Raw genomic sequence first — 15,794 nt, 5'->3', positions numbered from 1 at the left:
TTGGGCGCCGCCCCCCGCACGCCGGCGGGGGCGCCCCCCGGCGGGACCACCGCGGGGGGGGGCAGCCTTACCCCGCCCCGCCCCGGCGTTCTCGTATCCGCGCGACGGCCCGTTCGCTCGGGCCCCGCTCAGGACTCCCCGGGGTCCTGCTCGGACTCCGGCTTGCGCTTGCGCCGGGAGACCACCCGCCGCACCGGGCCGGTGACCGCGGTGGACACCCGGCCGACCCTGGTGCCGACCGCCTCCCGGGCCGCTCGCAGGGCGTCGGAGATCCGCCACCACAGCTGGGCCGAGGACGGCGGCAGCAGCACCGCCCTGGTCCGTCCGGCCCGGCTGGCGGTGGCCCGCAGGCCCTGCCGGGCGGTCCGGACGTCGGCCGACAGCGGGGCGGTGGTGACCTGGCCGGCCGGAGCGTAGAGCACCCGTTCGGTGGCCAGCGCCAGCCGACCGGCGGCCGCCGCCGAGTCCGCGTCCAGCTCAGCCTTCTCGGTGATCCGCCGGGCGGCCGAGCGCGGGGTGTGTGACTCGTCCGGGGGAATTCCGACGTCCCAGGCGGAGTCGATCAGCTCGTCCCAGGCGGCCAGCACCTGGGCGTCGGTGAGCTCGGCCGGGCCACGGCCGGGCCCGCGCCGGCCGCCGGAGCCGAGCCGGCGCCGGCGCAGCGCCGACCGCCAGAGCATCGGCACCAGCAGCAGCGCGATCACCAGCACCACCACGGCGGCGCTGCCCAGGACCTGCCCGGACAGCAGCCAGGAGTCCTCGGCGGCACTGCTGACGGCCTTGCTCCTGTCGCCGCACTCACCCAGCTGGCGCTGCTTCGCGTCGCAGCCCTTGCTGTCGGTCGGCGCCGGGACCGGCGCCGAGCTCTGCGCGGAGGCGGTCGGCTGCTGGGACGGCGCGGTGGTCGCGGTGGTGGACTGCTCGGTGTAGCGCGGCTGGTTGCCGCGGCTCGGGGTGGGCTCGAAGCGCAGCCAGCCGTAGCCCGAGAAGTACAGCTCGGGCCAGGCGTGGTACATCCGGCCGGTCACCGAGTAGACGTTGCCGCCCTTGGCGTCGCCGGGGGTGAAGCCGACGGCCACCCGGGACGGGATCTTCAGGGTGCGGGCCATCGCCGCCATGGTGGAGGCGAAGTGGACGCAGAAGCCCTTGCGGTCGCGCAGGAAGACCGCGATCGCGTTGCTGCCGGTGCCGCCGTTGACCGCGGTGTCGTACTGGAACTGCGGGCCGGTGAACCAGTTCACCAGCGCCATCGCCCGGTCGTAGTCGTTCGTCGCCTTGGCGGTGACCTCGTGGGCCTGCTGCGCGACGACCGGCGGGAGGTCCTGGGGGAGGCTGGTGTAGTGGTCCCGGATGTCCTGCGGCGCGGTCGAGGCGGTGCGCAGCTCGTTCGCGGTGGGCCGCAGGTCCAGGGCGCTGACGTGGTAGCGCAGGCCGCGGATCGCCCGGTCGTTGGTCGGCAGGACGGTGCGGGTGAACGGGTCGAGCTTCCAGTCGGAGCGGTTGGGGACCTGGACGGAGGCGGCCGGATAGGGCATCGGCAGCCAGCTCTTCTCCAGCCGGTCGCTGATCTGGAAGTCGCCCTCGATCCGGGGGAGGTTGGCGTCCCGCAGGCCCTCGGGGGCGGGGAAGGAGGACGGGAGGTCGTTGACCGTGGTGCTGCCGAGCCGCCAGTTGGTGCCGTCGAACTGGTCCAGTGCCCCGGTGCGCAGGTAGACCTGGTCGGCGATTTCGCTGTCCAGGGTGTAGGTGAGCAGTTCGTTGTTGGTGGGCTTGGTGACCGCCGACTCCAGGCTGACCAGCGGGTCGAGGCTGGTGGCCGACCCGATGGAGCTCCTGCCCGAGGACCCGCCGGAGTCGGGGCTCAGCAGGCCGGAGTCCCAGTGCGGCAGGACGACCGGCAGCAGCAGCGCCGCGACCAGCGCGAGGACGCCGACCTGCTGGCCGCCCGGGCTGACCCGGCCGGAGCTCGTCCAGTTGCGCGAGCCGCCGTGGAAGACCCGGCCCCAGCGGGAGACCCGGTCCTGCCCCTCGGCGAACAGCAGCACCAGGTAGCCGGCCGACGCCAGGGCGAACCAGAGCCAGCTGCCGTGGTCCCCGGAGAGCCCGTTGCCGACCGAGTACAGCGCCAGCAGCGGCAGCCCGGCCAGCGCCGAGCGCCGGTACGTCACCGCGACGGTGTCCACCACGACGGCGACCAGGCCGACCGCGGCGACCAGGATCAGCCGAAGGCCCGGGTTGGGCGGCGCCGGGATGGCGTACACCTGGATGTCGTCCAGGCCGGAGCTGACGACGTGGTCGAGGGCGCGCAGCGAGGACGGCCCGGGCAGCACGCCGCCCAGCAGCGAGCCGGAGCCGGCGAAGCCGATCAGGATCAGCAGGAACAGCACCAGCAGCTGGCCGACCGGCACCGTCCAGCGGTACAGCGGGGCCCGCCGCAGGCCCGCGCCGACCGCCGCGATCACCGCGATCACCAGGAAGGCGTGGGTGACCCAGCTCCTGGTGGTGAGCAGCGGGGTCAGGCAGAGCGACGCGAGGGCGGTGGCCAGCGCCGAGTAGACGGTCAGTTTGGCCCGGGTGGTCACGCGCCGGTCTCTTCTCGGTAGGGGGAGGTCGTCTTGGCGCCGTCGGCGGCCTGCCAGAGGTCCGGGACGGAGTCCCCGGAGCTGGCCGGCAGGACGGTCCAGCCGGCCTCGCGCAGCTGCCGGACCCGGTTGCGGAACTCGTCGCCGCCGGTGTTGGGGGCGAGCATCCGCAGGCCCGCCCAGGTGCCGGTGTCGAGGAGGAACGCGACGGCCCCGCCGGTGCGGTTGCGCAGCCGGGCCAGCCGGGCGGTCTGCGCCTCGTCGAGTTCGCCGAGCACGGCGACCAGCAGTCCCTCGCCGCCGGCGCGCAGCGGCTCCTCGGCGCGGGAGAGGCCGCCGCCGTCGGACAGGTCGGCCACCGCGAGCGCGTCCAGGATCAGCCCGGAGGCGTCGGCCGCGGTGTTGCCGCCGCCGGGGCCGGGCACCCACTGGCCGGTGTCGGTGAGCAGTTGGGTCTGGTAGCCGCGCTCCAGCAGGTGCGCGGCGACCGAGGCGGCGCAGCTCACGGCCCACTCGAAGGAGGAGGCGGGGCCGCTGCCCCGGTGGCCGATCTCCCGGGTGTCCAGCAGGACGGTCGCCCGGGCCCGCTGCGGCTGCTCCTCGCGGCGCACCATCAGCTCGCCGTACCGGGCGGTGGACTTCCAGTGCACCCGGCGCAGGTCGTCGCCGGGCCGGTACTCGCGCAGGATCACGTCGTCGTCGCCGGCCAGCGCCAGGGTGCGGGCACGGCTCTCGCCCTGGCCGCCCCACTCGCCGCTCAGCCGCACGTGCGGCAGGGCCTGGACCTGGGGGACGACGGTGAGGACGTCGGAGGCGGAGAAGGAACGGTTCACCTCGCACATCCCGAACGGGTCGGACAGCCGCAGCTGGAGCGGCCCGAGCGGGTAGCGGCCGCGCAGGTCGGAGCGGACCCGGTAGGAGACCTCGCGGTGGCCGCGCGGTTCGACCCGGTCCAGCACGAAGCGCGGGCGCGGCCCGAGCACGTACGGGACCTTGTCCTCCAGGAGCAGCAGCCCGGTGGGCACCCGGGAGACGTTGTCGACCCGCAGGTGGACCCGGGCCTCCTGGCCGGCCACCGCGCGACGCGGGCTCAGCCGGCGGCCGCTGGCCACCCGGTAGCGGGTGTTGGCGACCATCAGCGCGGCGGCCAGCGGCAGCGCGGCGAGCAGCACGCCGACGCGCAGCAGCGCGTCCTGGTCGAGCAGGTAGGCGCAGCCGACCGCGGTGACGCCGGCGGCGAGGAAGGAGCGCCCCCGGGTGGTGAGGCCGCGCAGCCCGGCCCGCAGTCCTGACGTCGGGTCGGACGGGGCCACCTCAGCCCCTCCGGACGGCCGGGCCGCCCTGCGGGCGCGGCAGCGGCAGCCGGGCGACCAGGTCGGTCACGATCTGCTCGGCGGTGCGGCGGCTGAGCTGGGTCTCGGCGGTCGGCATCAGACGGTGCGCGAGGACGGGCACGGCCAGGCGCTGGATGTCGTCCGGGGTGACGTAGTCGCGCCCGTCGAGCGCGGCGCCGGCGCGGGCGGCCCGGACCAGGTGCAGGGTGGCGCGCGGCGAGGCGCCCAGACGCAGTTCGTGGCTGGTGCGGGTGGCGCCGACCAGGTCGACGGCGTAGCGGCGGACCGGGTCGGCGATGTGCACGCTGCGCACCAGGTCGACCAGCTTGAGGATGTCGGAGGCGTGCGCCACCGGCTGGAGGTCCTCCAGCGGGCTGGCGCCGGAGTGCACGTCGAGCATCGCGAACTCGGCCTCGGGGCTGGGGTAGCCGATCGAGATCCGGGCCATGAAGCGGTCCCGCTGGGCCTCCGGCAGGGGGTAGGTGCCCTCCATCTCGACCGGGTTCTGGGTGGCCACGACCATGAACGGCGAGGGCAGCTCGTAGCTGGTGCCGTCGATGGTGACCTGGCGCTCCTCCATCGACTCCAGCAGTGCGGACTGGGTCTTGGGCGAGGCGCGGTTGATCTCGTCGCCGACCACGATCTGCGCGAAGATCGCGCCCGGGCGGAACTCGAAGTCGCGCTGGTGCTGGTCGTAGATATTGGTGCCGGTGACGTCCGAGGGCAGCAGGTCGGGCGTGAACTGGATGCGGCGGACGGTGCAGTCGACCGAGCGGGCGAGTGCCTTGGCCAGCATGGTCTTGCCGACGCCGGGCACGTCCTCCAGCAGCAGGTGGCCCTCGGCGAGCAGGACGGTCAGTGCGATCCGGACGGCCTCCGGCTTGCCCTCGATCACGCTCTCGATGTTGGCGCGGATCCGGTCCACGACCGCGGCGAGCTCGGGAAGTCCGGCCCGGTGGTACCCGTCCGTCCCCTGGTCGCCCCCCGCAGAACTGCCGAGACCGGCCTGATCGCTGTAGCTCGTCACCCGTATACGCTCCCTGGCACCCTGTGCCCGCCTCACCCCGAGGCCGGACCCCACCCCATGCTTGACGCGGCCTTCCCGGGGGCGGTTCCGTCGGGGATCCGGCGCCGGGGCAGCGGCCTGCGGCCTGGCCGCCCCAGGTGGTTCGGGGTCTGACCGGCAGGCGCATTCTCCCCTGACCGGTGACCAGAAGTCACCCTCGGGAGGGCCCCGGATGCCCGGACGCCGTTGGCGGGGCGGTGCACGGTGCGGGGGCGGTGGTGCGGTACGGGGTTCAGTGGATTTCGCGCAGGAGCCCGGTGTGGACGTCGAAGACGAAGCCGCGGACGTCGTCGGTGTGCAGCAGGAAGGGCGAGGTGCGGACCCGCTGCATGGACTGGCGGACGTCGCCGTCGAGGTCGACGAAGGCCTCCACCGCCCACTGCGGGCGCTGGCCGACCTCCAGTTCCAGCTCGCGGCGGAAGTCCTCGGTCAGCCCGAGCAGGCCGCAGCCGGTGTGGTGGATCAGCGCGACCGAGCGGGTGCCGAGGGCGCGCTGACTGATGGTGAGGGAACGGATGGTGTCGTCGGTGACGACGCCGCCCGCGTTGCGGATGACGTGGGCGTCGCCCAGTTCGAGGCCGAGTGCCGCGAAGAGGTCGAGGCGGGCGTCCATGCACGCCACCACGGCGATCTTCTGGACCGGGCGGGCGTCCATCCCGCCGTCCCGGAAGGTCACGGCGTACTCGCGGTTGTCCGTGACGAAGCGGTCGATGATGGCGGGTCGCGGGGAGTCGGCAGCGTCGGTCGGCGTCGGCCGGTCGGGGGTCACTGTCATGGTGGCGACGTTAGTGCGATTCGGGCGCCCGCGGTGGGGAGGAGAGCTACAGATCGGGCCGCTGTGATCGAGCGCATAGCCACAACGGGCCGACCGCTCCACGCGTTCGGGAGGGTTTGTCCGGGCTGGTCCCGGAGCGCCCGCGGGGCGGGTGCGCGGGTGGGGCGCGCGGCCGCTCCCGCAGGCCCCCGGCCGGCACCTCCGCGGGGCCAGTCCCATGGCTGCGACCTGCGGTGATCCGTACCGCCGCCCGGGTGGTGCGCCGGAGCGGACCATTGACTGGCGGGGTCCGCGCGATAGAGTTTGCGGCGCAGTGGAGCACACCCGCCGGATCCCGTCAACCGGGCTTTTCCGGCCCGGGTGGCCCGGTCGATGCGGCCCGTGGCCTCCACCCGCTCCGTGCCCACCTGGCGCACCTTCCCCGGCGCCGGGCGGTCACGATCTTCCCCTTGGAGCGGGCGGGGACCACGGGCCGCGTCGTCGCGTCGTGCAGTGGTGGGCGAGAATGGTCGAAGCTCCCGGTCGTCGGGCTGCTCCGCACCTGAGGAAGGGCGCCACCGCGCATGACCACCAACGATCCGGGCCCCAAGCACGTTCCGGTCATGCTGCAGCGGTGCATGGACGCCCTGGCTCCGGCGATCTCGCGCCCCGGGGCGGTGGTGGTGGATGCCACCCTCGGCCTCGGCGGGCACAGCGAGGCGCTGCTCACCCAGTTCCCCGAGGTGCGGCTGGTCGCGGTGGACCGCGATCCGCAGGCGCTGAAGCTCTCCGGTGAGCGGCTGGCGCCCTTCGGCGACCGGGCCACCCTGGTGCACGCCGTCTACGACGAGATCCCCGAGGTACTGGAGCGCCTGGACATCGACCGGGTGGACGGCGTCCTGTTCGACCTCGGCGTCTCCTCGATGCAGCTGGACGAGGCCGATCGCGGTTTCGCGTACGCGCAGGACGCGCCGCTGGACATGCGGATGGACCAGACCCGGGGGATCAGCGCGGCGGAGGTGCTGAACACCTACAGCCACGGTGCCCTGGCCCGGATCCTCAAGGTCTACGGCGAGGAGCGGTTCGCCGGGAAGATCGCCTCGGTGATCCTGCGGGAGCGGGAGAAGGAACCGTTCACCAACAGCGCGCGTCTGGTCGAGTTGGTGCGGAACGCCATTCCGGCGGCGACCCGCCGGACCGGCGGGAACCCGGCCAAGCGGACGTTCCAGGCGCTGCGGATCGAGGTCAACGGCGAGCTGGAGGTCCTGGACCGGGCGATCCCCGGAGCGCTGGAGGCCCTGGCGATCGGCGGTCGGATGGTCGTGATGTCCTACCAGTCGCTGGAAGACCGGCTGGTGAAGCAGTACTTCGCCGCCGGGTCGACCAACACCGCGCCGCCGGGGCTGCCGTTCATCCCGGAGGAGCACCAGCCCTGGCTCAAGCTGATCACCCGTGGTGCCGAGCAGGCCACGGAGGAGGAGATCGAGGAGAACCGGCGCGCCGCGCCCGTACGGCTGCGGGTGGCGGAGAGGATCAGGGACCGTAGCAAGCGGGGCTGAAACGTTGGCCCCGGCGGGGTCCGAAGGGCGGAGGAGAGCAGTGGGGCCGGTGGCCGGTGAGGTCCGGGCGGGGCGGGGATCGTTCCCCGGACAGGGCAGGGCGCGGATCACGGTCCGGCCGGGGCGGCGTCCGGTGCGGGGCCGCACGCCGTTCGCGGTGCTCGTGGTGGTGCTGCTCGCGGCGGGGCTGCTCGGGCTGCTGGCGCTGAACACGGCGCTCAACGAGGGCTCCTTCGAGCTGTCCCGGCTGCAGAAGCAGACCACCGTGGCGACCGACGAGAAGCAGGGCCTCCAGCACCAGATCGACCAGAGCTCGGCGCCGGACGCGCTGGCCCGGCGGGCCGCCGAGCTGGGCATGGTCCCGGCCGGCGGGATGGCCTTCCTGGACGTCCCGAACGGCGGCAAGGTGATCGGCACGCCCGGACCGGCGCAGGACAGCCCGCCGGTCAAGCGTTCGACGGTCGACCCGTGGCCGATGAAGCAGCCGGCGCCGAGCGCCCCGACGGGTGCGCCCCCAGGTGCACCGAGTCCGGCGGCGACGGCCGGTGACTCCGTGGTCCAGATCAACCCGGCCTCCCCGGCCGCGCCCGCACCGTCGACCGGAGGTGCGGGCCGATGAGCACGCCACGTCAGCCGTCCGGAGGCTCCGGCAACGGCCGCCGCCAGCCGCCCAAGGGCGCCGCGCCCCGCGCGGCCGCGCCGCGCGGCCAGTCCGCCGGCAAGGCCCAGCCCGCAAAGGGGCAGCCCGCGAAGGGACAGCCCGTCAAGGGACAGTCCGCGAAGGGGCAGCCGGCCAAGGGCCAGCCCGCCAAGGCCGCCGCCGCCCGTACACCCCGGGCACCGCAGCAGCGCCGCCCCGAGGGCCGCCCGCCGGCCCGGAGCCAGGCCGCCGTCCGGCCGCGCCGCCCGCAGCGCCCCAAGGCGCTCCGGCTGGCCGAGCCCAAGCGCCGCCTGCGGGTGATCACCGTGGTGATGTCGCTGGTGTTCTCGGTGTTCGCCGGCCGCCTGGTGCAGCTCCAGCTGCTGGACTCCGACGCGCTGGCCGCCGACGCCAACACCAACCGCTACCTGAACATCCCGATCACCGCCGAGCGCGGCTCGATAACGTCCTCCGACGGGGTGGCGCTGGCCGCCACCGTCGACGCGTACGACATCACCGCCGACCCGGCGATGTTCACCCCGGCGGCGACCGGCATCCCGGACGCCCCGGAGCAGGCGGCCGCCCTGCTGTCGCCGATCCTCGGCGTGCCCAAGGACAAGATCGCCGCCGACCTGCACACCCCCAAGACCCGCTACAAGCGGCTCGCCGCCCAGCAGACCCCGGCCACCAAGAGCCAGATCAGCGACCTCAAGGCGGGCCTGGAGAAGCAGGCCGGCTCGCGGACCTGCCAGGCCCAGAAGCGGCTGCTGACCAAGGCCGCCGACCAGGGCGGACGCACCCGGGTCGACAACGAGTGCGCCAACCCGCTGGCCGGGGTGTTCAACCGGGAGACCCAGAAGCGGATCTACCCCGCCGACGGCCTGGCCGCCAACCTGGTCGGCTTCGTCAACGGCGAGGGCGAGGGCGCCGGCGGCCTGGAGCTCCAGTACCAGAAGCAGCTCGCCGGCAAGGACGGGCACAGCAGCTACGCCCAGGCGGGCGGCCGGCTGGTGCCCACCGCCGGGGGCTCGATGGACCCGGCCGTGCCCGGCACCGACGTGAAGCTGACCATCAACCGGGACATCCAGTGGGCCGCCCAGCGGGCGCTCACCGACCAGGTCGCCAACTCCGGGGCGGAGAAGGGCTACGTCGTCGTCCAGGACGTGAAGACCGGTCAGGTCCTCGCGATGGCCACCGCGCCCGGCTTCAACCCGAACGACCTGAGCACCGCCAAGCAGTCCCAGATGGGCAACGCCGCGCTGGTCGACGCGTACGAGCCGGGCAGCACCGCCAAGCTGATGACCCTGGGAGCCGTCCTGGACACCGGCAAGGCCACCTGGGACACCAAGGTCACGGTGCCCTACCCGCTGGTCCGGGCCGGCCAGCAGTTCAAGGACGACATCGAGCACAAAACCTGGTACCTGACCCTGGCCGGGGTGCTGGCCAAGTCCTCCAACATCGGCACCATCGAGGCCATGGAGACGCTCGGCGACGGCGACCAGCTGAAGGCCAACCAGATCCTGGACAGCTACATGCGCAAGTTCGGCGTCGCCCAGCCGACCGGTCTGAACTTCCCCGGCGAGACGGCCGGGAAGCTCAAGAAGCCGGAGGACCTTGTCGCCTCGGAGAAGTACAACACCTCCTTCGGCCAGGGCCCGATGCAGATGAACGCGCTGCAGGCCACCTCGGTGTACTCGACCATCGCCAACGGCGGCGTCCGGGTCGCGCCCAGCATCGTCCAGGGCACCACCAGCCCGGACGGCAAGTACACCGCGACCCCGCCGGGCGAGCAGACCAGGGTGGTCGGCGAAGAGACCGCCAAGACCCTCACCTCGATGCTGGAGTCGGTCGTCGACGACGAGCAGGGCACCGGCGGCAAGGCCGCCATCCCCGGCTACCGGGTCGCCGGCAAGACCGGCACCGCCAACCGGGGGGCCGCCAACGGCGTCGGCTACGACGGCTACACCGCCTCCTTCATCGGCTTCGCCCCCGCCGACGCCCCCCGGTACACCGTCTCCTGCACCCTCCAGGGGCCGGTCAACGGCCACTTCGGCGGCCAGCTGTGCGGACCGGTGTTCAAGCAGGTGATGGAGTTCACCCTGAAGACCATGCAGGTCCCGCCCAGCGGCAGCGAGGCGCCCAACCTGCCCGTCGAGTGGAAGCCGTGAGCGAGCATGAGCAACGAGCGGGTCGGGCCGGACGGCGGCGCGGCGAAGGGCCGGTTTGGCCCTGGACACCCTTCGGCGGATAGCCTTCCCGCCGTGCCGAAACCCGATCAAATCACCGTGAGTCCGCCCCGCCCGGCCGGGACCGCCGCCCTGCCGCTCGCCGAACTGGCCCGCCAGCTGGGCCTCGACCCCGTCGAGGGGGGCCTCGTCAGCGGCGTCACCCACGACTCCCGGGCGGTGCGCCCCGGCGATGTGTACGTGGCCTTCCCCGGCGCCAACCACCACGGCGCGGCCTTCGCGGCCCAGGCCGCGGCGGCGGGCGCGGCGGCGCTGCTCACCGACCCGGCCGGCGCCGAGCTGGCGGCCGGCACCGGCCTGCCGCTGCTGGTCGTCGACCGGCCGCGGGCCCGGATGGGCGAGCTCGCGGCCGCCGTCTACGGCCGCCCCTCCGAGCGGCTGCTGATGATCGGGCTGACCGGCACCAACGGCAAGACCACCACCTCCTACCTGGTCGAGGGCGGCCTGCTCGGCGCCGGACGCGCCCCCGGGGTGATCGGCACCGTCGAGATGCGGGTCGGCGACGAGCGGATCAAGAGCGAGCGCACCACCCCCGAGGCCACCGACCTGCACGCGATCCTCGGCGTGATGGCCGAGCGCGGCGCGGACGCGGTGACCATGGAGGTCTCCAGCCACGCGCTGGTCTACGGCCGCACCGACGGGGTGACGTACGACGTCTCCCTGTTCAACAACCTCACCCCCGAGCACCTCGACTTCCACCCGGACATGGAGGACTACTTCCAGGCGAAGGCCCGGCTCTTCCAGCCCGGCAAGTCCCGCCACGGCGTGGTCAACGTGGACGACGAGTACGGCCGCCGGCTGGCCGCCGAGGCCAAGATCCCGGTGACCACCTTCTCCGCCACCGGCGCCGTCGAGGCCGACTGGCGGGCCGTGGACGTCCAGCTCGGCCCGGTCGGCTCCACCTTCCGGGTGCTCGGCCCGGACGGCGCCGAGGCCGACGCGGCCGTGCCGCTGCCCGGCCCGTTCAACGTGGCCAACGCGCTCGCCGCGATCACCCTGCTGGTCGCCGCCGGCCTGCCGCTGGAGCGGGCCGTGGCCGGCGTCGCCGCGGTGCCCGGCGTGCCGGGCCGGCTGGAGCGGGTGGACGCCGGACAGGCGTTCGTCGCCGTGGTCGACTACGCGCACAAGCCGGATGCCCTCCAGGCCGTCCTCGGCTCGCTGCGCGAGGTCACCAAGGGCCGGCTGCACGTCGTCGTCGGCTGCGGCGGAGACCGCGACCCGCACAAGCGCGGCCCGATGGGCGCCATCGCCGCCCGGCTCGCCGACACCGCCCTGCTGACCAGCGACAACCCGCGCAGCGAGGACCCGCTGGCGATCCTCGCCAGCATGCTGACCGGCGCCGCAGCGGTGCCCGAGGCCGAGCGCGGGACCGTCCTGGTCGTCCCCGACCGGGTCGAGGCGATCCGGATCGCCGTCGCCCGCGCCCACGCCGGGGACACCGTGCTGGTGGCCGGCAAGGGCCACGAACTTGGCCAGTACGTACGAGACGAGATCCGCCCCTTCGACGACCGGGAGGTGCTGCGCGAATCCATCACGCAGACCACGGCCGCCCGGGGCGACCGAGGAGTAGAGCAGCAGTGATCGCACTGACCCTCGCCGAGGTGGCCGCCGCAGTCGGGGGCACCCTGGACGGCGCCGACCCCGGCGCCCTGGTGACCGGCCCGGTCGAGGTCGACTCGCGGAAGGTGCGCCCCGGCGGCCTGTTCGCGGCCTTCGTCGGCGAGCACGTGGACGGCCACGACTACGCCGCCGTCGCGGTCGGGGCCGGCGCCGTCGCGGTGCTGGCCGACCACCCGGTCGGCGTGCCCGCCGTCCTGGTCGACAGTGTGGTGGACGCGCTCGGCAAGCTGGCCCGGACCGTGGTCGCCCGCGCCGAGGGCACCGCCGTCGTCGCGCTGACCGGCTCGGCCGGCAAGACCAGCACCAAGGACCTGATCGCGCAGCTGTTGCAGCGCATCGGCGACACGGTCTACCCGCCCGGCTCGCTCAACAACGAGATCGGCCACCCGATGACCGCGCTGCGGGTCGAGCCCGGCACCCGGCACCTGGTCATGGAGATGGGCGCCCGGCACAAGGGCGACATCGAGTACCTCACCACGATCACGCCGCCCCGGATCGGCCTGGTGCTGAACGTCGGCACCGCGCACGTCGGCGAGTTCGGCTCGCAGGAGGCGATCGCCGAGGCGAAGGGCGAACTCGTCGAGGCGCTGCCCGCCGACGGCGCCGCGATCCTCAACGCGGACGACCGGCTGGTGCGCGCGATGGCCAGCCGTACCAGGGCGAAGGTGGTCCTGTTCGGGGAATCCCCGGACGCCCACGTCCGGGCGACGAACGTTCAGCTGGACGCCGCCGGACGGCCGTCCTTCACGCTCACCACCCCGGCCGGTTCCGCGCCCGTGCAGCTGCGCCTGTACGGTGAGCACCACGTCTCGAACGCCCTCGCCGCCGCTGCGGTGGCGGTGGAGCTCGGGATGTCCGTCGACGACACCGCGACCGCCCTGGGCGAAGCGGGTGCGCTGTCCCGCTGGCGCATGGAGGTCGTCGACCGGGCCGATGGTGTCACCGTCGTCAACGACGCCTACAACGCGAACCCCGACTCGATGCGGGCCGCGCTGCGGGCGCTGGTCTCGATGGGGGGACGCGGCCCGGAGCGCCGCCGCACCTGGGCGGTGCTCGGCGAGATGCGGGAGCTCGGCGAGGAGAGCCTGGCCGAGCACGACGCCATCGGGCGGCTCGCCGTCCGACTGGACGTCACCAAGCTGGTGGCGGTCGGTGGACGCGAGGCGGCCTGCATGGAACTCGGCGCGAGGAACGAAGGTTCGTGGGGTGAGGAGTCGGTGCTGGTGTCCGACGCGGACGCGGCGGTCGAGCTGCTGCGCAGTCAACTTCGGCCGGGGGATGTGGTCCTGGTGAAGGCGTCCCGTTCGGTGGGGCTGGAGAAGGTGGCCGAGGCCCTCCTCTCGGACGGTGTGGCCGCGTAATGAAGCAGATCCTCTTCTCCGGCATGATCGGCCTGATCCTGTCGCTGGCCGGCACCCCCGCCCTGATCAAGCTGCTCGCCCGGCAGGGCTACGGCCAGTACATCCGTGACGACGGGCCGAAGGCGCACCACAGCAAGAAGGGCACGCCCACCATGGGCGGCATCGCCTTCATCCTGGCGACCCTGATCGCCTACTTCGGGACCAAGGCGATAACGGGCGAGAGCCCGACCGCCTCCGGCCTGCTGGTGCTCTTCCTGACGGCGGGTCTGGGCCTGGTCGGCTTCCTGGACGACTACATCAAGGTGGTCAAGCGCCGCTCGCTCGGTCTGCGGGCCAAGGCGAAGCTGGCCGGCCAGTCCATCGTCGGCCTGGCCTTCGCCGTGCTGGCGCTGCAGTTCCACGACGACCGCGGGCTCACCCCGGCGTCCCAGCACCTGTCCTTCGTGCGGGACTACGGCTGGTCGATCGGCCCCGTGCTGTTCGTCATCTTCGCCTACTTCATGATCGCCGCGACCTCCAACGGCGTGAACCTGACGGACGGTCTGGACGGCCTCGCCACCGGTGCCTCGGTGATGGCCTTCGGCGCCTACACCTTCATCGGCGTCTGGGAGTACGGGCAGAGCTGCGCCTACTCCGTCACCGCGACCGTCAGCTGCTACGACGTCCGCGACCCGCTGGACCTCGCGGTGGTCGCCGCCGCCCTGATGGGCTCCTGCTTCGGCTTCCTCTGGTGGAACACCTCGCCCGCCAAGATCTTCATGGGCGACACCGGCTCGCTCGCCCTCGGCGGCGCCCTGGCCGGCCTGGCGATCTGCTCGCGCACCGAGCTGCTGCTGATCCTGCTCGGCGGCCTCTTCATGATCATCACCCTGTCGGTGATCATCCAGGTCGGCTCGTTCCGGATGACCGGCAAGCGCGTCTTCAAGATGGCGCCACTGCAGCACCACTTCGAACTCAAGGGCTGGAGCGAAGTCCTGGTCGTGGTCCGGTTCTGGATCATCCAGGGACTCTGCGTGGCCGTCGGCCTCGGCCTCTTCTACGCGGGATACCGGACCGGATGACGAACCCCCAGTTGATCAATTCGCAGTTCGTGAAGCTGCCCGTCGTCGTCGCCGGGCTCGGCGTCTCCGGCATCAGCGCCGCGCGCGTCCTGCACGGCCTCGGCGCCCACGTCACCGTGGTGGACGGCGGCAGCGGCGCGGGCCTGACCGCCCGGGCCGCCGAGCTGGAGGCGCTCGGCGTCACCGTCCGCCTCGGCGACGGCGACAGCCTGCCCGAGGGCGCCCGGCTGGTCGTCACCTCGCCCGGCTGGGCGCCCGACCGCCCGCTGTTCGCCGCCGCCGCGGCGGCCGGCATCGAGGTCTGGGGCGACGTCGAACTCGCCTGGCGCCTGCGCCGGCCGCTGCCCGCCACCGGCGAGCCCGCCCCCTGGCTGGCCGTCACCGGCACCAACGGCAAGACCACCACCGTCCAGATGCTCGCCTCGATCCTCACCGCCGCCGGCAGGCGCACCGCCGCCGTCGGCAACGTCGGGGTGTCGGTGCTGGACGCGGTCCTCGCCGAGGAGCCCTACGACGTGCTCGCCGTCGAGCTCTCCAGCTACCAGCTGCACTGGGCGCCCTCGCTGCGCCCGCACTCGGCGGTCGTGCTCAACCTGGCCCCCGACCACCTCGACTGGCACGGCTCGATGGAGGCGTACGCCGCCGACAAGGGCCGGATCTACCAGGGCAACACCGTCGCCTGCGTGTACAACCTGGCCGACCCGGCCACCGAGGCGCTGGTCCGCGAGGCCGACGTCGAGGAGGGCTGCCGGGCGATCGGCTTCGGCCTCGGCGCGCCCGCCCTGTCGAACCTCGGCGTGGTCGACGGGCTGCTGGTGGACCGCGCGTTCGTGGCCGACCGGGCCAAGAACGCGGCCGAGCTGGGCGCCGTCGAGGACGTCAACCCGCCGGCCCCGCACAACATCGCCAACGCGCTCGCCGCGGCGGCGCTGGCCCGGGCGTACGGCGTCGAGCCGAAGGCCGTCCGGGAGGGCCTGCGGGCCTTCCGCCCGGACGCCCACCGGATCGCCGAGGTCGGCGTGGTCGGCGAGGTCACCTACATCGACGACTCCAAGGCCACCAACACCCACGCCGCCGCCGCCTCGCTGGCCTCCTACCGGCCGGTCGTCTGGATCGCCGGCGGCCTGGCCAAGGGCGCGACCTTCGACGACCTGGTCCAGGGCGCCGCCGGGCGGCTGCGCGCGGCCGTGCTGATCGGCGAGGACCGCGCGCTGATCCGGGAGGCGCTGGAGCGACACGCTCCGGATGTCCCGGTGATCGAGGCGGCCGAGGGCCAGACTGGCGCGGTGGCGATGGCGGAGGTCGTCCGGACGGCCGCCTCGCTCGCCCGGTCGGGTGACACGGTGCTGCTGGCACCGGCCTGCGCCTCGATGGACATGTTCACCAACTACGGCGAGCGCGGCGACCTCTTCGCCGCCGCGGTCCGGCAGCTGGCGGACCGCGGGGAGTGAGCCGAAGGGCCGTGCCGGGCCAAAGCGGCCCGGCGGCGGGTGAGCCGTGAAGAGAGAGTGAGCGGGGAGTGGCTGGGCAGGGCAGGGCGGGTTCCGGAACACCGGAGCGGGAGGCCGCCG

11 protein-coding genes are annotated in these 15,794 nt (G+C 73.6%); 7 read left to right on the top strand and 4 right to left on the bottom strand.

All coding sequences use genetic code 11. The features are described 5' to 3' along the window. Positions 1 to 128 precede the first annotated feature (128 nt). The 4 genes from ACFWPT_RS13365 to ACFWPT_RS13350 all read right to left on the bottom strand — a co-directional run bounded on the left by ACFWPT_RS13365 (position 129) and on the right by ACFWPT_RS13350 (position 5,757). Entirely contained in the window at positions 129 to 2,582 is a 2,454-nt protein-coding gene (locus ACFWPT_RS13365; RefSeq protein WP_380481725.1) for a transglutaminaseTgpA domain-containing protein, read from the bottom strand. Beyond that, positions 2,579 to 3,895: a DUF58 domain-containing protein gene (locus ACFWPT_RS13360; RefSeq protein WP_363368395.1), complete on the bottom strand. Its 1,317-nt coding sequence runs from the start codon at positions 3,893 to 3,895 to the stop codon at positions 2,579 to 2,581. Before ACFWPT_RS13360 ends, ACFWPT_RS13365 begins: the two co-directional genes overlap by 4 nt. A 1-nt stretch (position 3,896) precedes the next feature. Further along, positions 3,897 to 4,841 carry an AAA family ATPase gene (locus ACFWPT_RS13355; RefSeq protein WP_380481737.1) on the bottom strand — a complete coding sequence of 315 codons (945 nt, stop codon included), beginning with the start codon at positions 4,839 to 4,841 and terminating at the stop codon, positions 3,897 to 3,899. A gap of 373 nt (positions 4,842 to 5,214) precedes the next feature. Then, entirely contained in the window at positions 5,215 to 5,757 is a 543-nt protein-coding gene (locus tag ACFWPT_RS13350; protein WP_063347243.1) for a carbonic anhydrase, read from the bottom strand. Positions 5,758 to 6,320: 563 nt separating this feature from the next. On the opposite strand from ACFWPT_RS13350, the gene rsmH reads away from it, so the two are divergent. From rsmH to murD, 7 genes are all read left to right on the top strand, one after another. Next, positions 6,321 to 7,295 carry a 16S rRNA (cytosine(1402)-N(4))-methyltransferase RsmH gene (gene rsmH / locus ACFWPT_RS13345; protein WP_063347242.1) on the top strand — a complete coding sequence of 325 codons (975 nt, stop codon included), beginning with the start codon at positions 6,321 to 6,323 and terminating at the stop codon, positions 7,293 to 7,295. A 133-nt stretch (positions 7,296 to 7,428) separates the two neighbouring features. Further along, complete coding sequence (locus tag ACFWPT_RS13340; RefSeq protein ID WP_380426413.1) at positions 7,429 to 7,914, top strand: cell division protein FtsL; 486 nt, start codon at positions 7,429 to 7,431, stop codon at positions 7,912 to 7,914. Next, positions 7,911 to 10,103, top strand: a complete 2,193-nt coding sequence (locus ACFWPT_RS13335; protein WP_380481722.1) for a peptidoglycan D,D-transpeptidase FtsI family protein — start codon at positions 7,911 to 7,913, stop codon at positions 10,101 to 10,103. The genes ACFWPT_RS13340 and ACFWPT_RS13335 overlap by 4 nt, the downstream gene beginning before the upstream one ends. A 6-nt stretch (positions 10,104 to 10,109) precedes the next feature. After that, the gene (locus ACFWPT_RS13330) at positions 10,110 to 11,762 is read left to right on the top strand and encodes a UDP-N-acetylmuramoyl-L-alanyl-D-glutamate--2,6-diaminopimelate ligase (RefSeq protein ID WP_380481720.1); all 1,653 of its coding nucleotides are present in this window, start codon (positions 10,110 to 10,112) and stop codon (positions 11,760 to 11,762) included. After that, complete coding sequence (murF, locus tag ACFWPT_RS13325) at positions 11,759 to 13,162, top strand: UDP-N-acetylmuramoyl-tripeptide--D-alanyl-D-alanine ligase (protein WP_380481717.1); 1,404 nt, start codon at positions 11,759 to 11,761, stop codon at positions 13,160 to 13,162. Before ACFWPT_RS13330 ends, murF begins: the two co-directional genes overlap by 4 nt. Further along, a complete protein-coding gene (mraY, locus tag ACFWPT_RS13320; RefSeq protein ID WP_063347238.1) occupies positions 13,162 to 14,223 on the top strand; it encodes a phospho-N-acetylmuramoyl-pentapeptide-transferase in 1,062 nt (353 codons plus the stop codon). Before murF ends, mraY begins: the two co-directional genes overlap by 1 nt. Continuing rightward, positions 14,220 to 15,674 carry a UDP-N-acetylmuramoyl-L-alanine--D-glutamate ligase gene (murD, locus tag ACFWPT_RS13315; RefSeq protein ID WP_380481715.1) on the top strand — a complete coding sequence of 485 codons (1,455 nt, stop codon included), beginning with the start codon at positions 14,220 to 14,222 and terminating at the stop codon, positions 15,672 to 15,674. The genes mraY and murD overlap by 4 nt, the downstream gene beginning before the upstream one ends. Positions 15,675 to 15,794: the final 120 nt, after the last annotated feature.

The sequence above is a fragment of the Kitasatospora sp. NPDC058478 genome, assembly GCF_042720345.1.
Taxonomy (GTDB): domain Bacteria; phylum Actinomycetota; class Actinomycetes; order Streptomycetales; family Streptomycetaceae; genus Kitasatospora.
This window is presented reverse-complemented; position numbering and strand designations above follow the sequence as displayed.

Excerpts from the sequence above, each read along its gene's own strand:
- ACFWPT_RS13335 (WP_380481722.1), top strand. The coding sequence starts at position 7,911 with ATGAGCACGCCACGTCAGCCGTCCGGAGGCTCCGGCAACGGCCGCCGC.
- ACFWPT_RS13350 (WP_063347243.1), bottom strand. The coding sequence starts at position 5,757 with ATGACAGTGACCCCCGACCGGCCGACGCCGACCGACGCTGCCGACTCC.
- murD (WP_380481715.1), top strand. The coding sequence starts at position 14,220 with ATGACGAACCCCCAGTTGATCAATTCGCAGTTCGTGAAGCTGCCCGTC.
- mraY (WP_063347238.1), top strand. The coding sequence starts at position 13,162 with ATGAAGCAGATCCTCTTCTCCGGCATGATCGGCCTGATCCTGTCGCTG.
- ACFWPT_RS13330 (WP_380481720.1), top strand. The coding sequence starts at position 10,110 with ATGAGCAACGAGCGGGTCGGGCCGGACGGCGGCGCGGCGAAGGGCCGG.
- rsmH (WP_063347242.1), top strand. The coding sequence starts at position 6,321 with ATGACCACCAACGATCCGGGCCCCAAGCACGTTCCGGTCATGCTGCAG.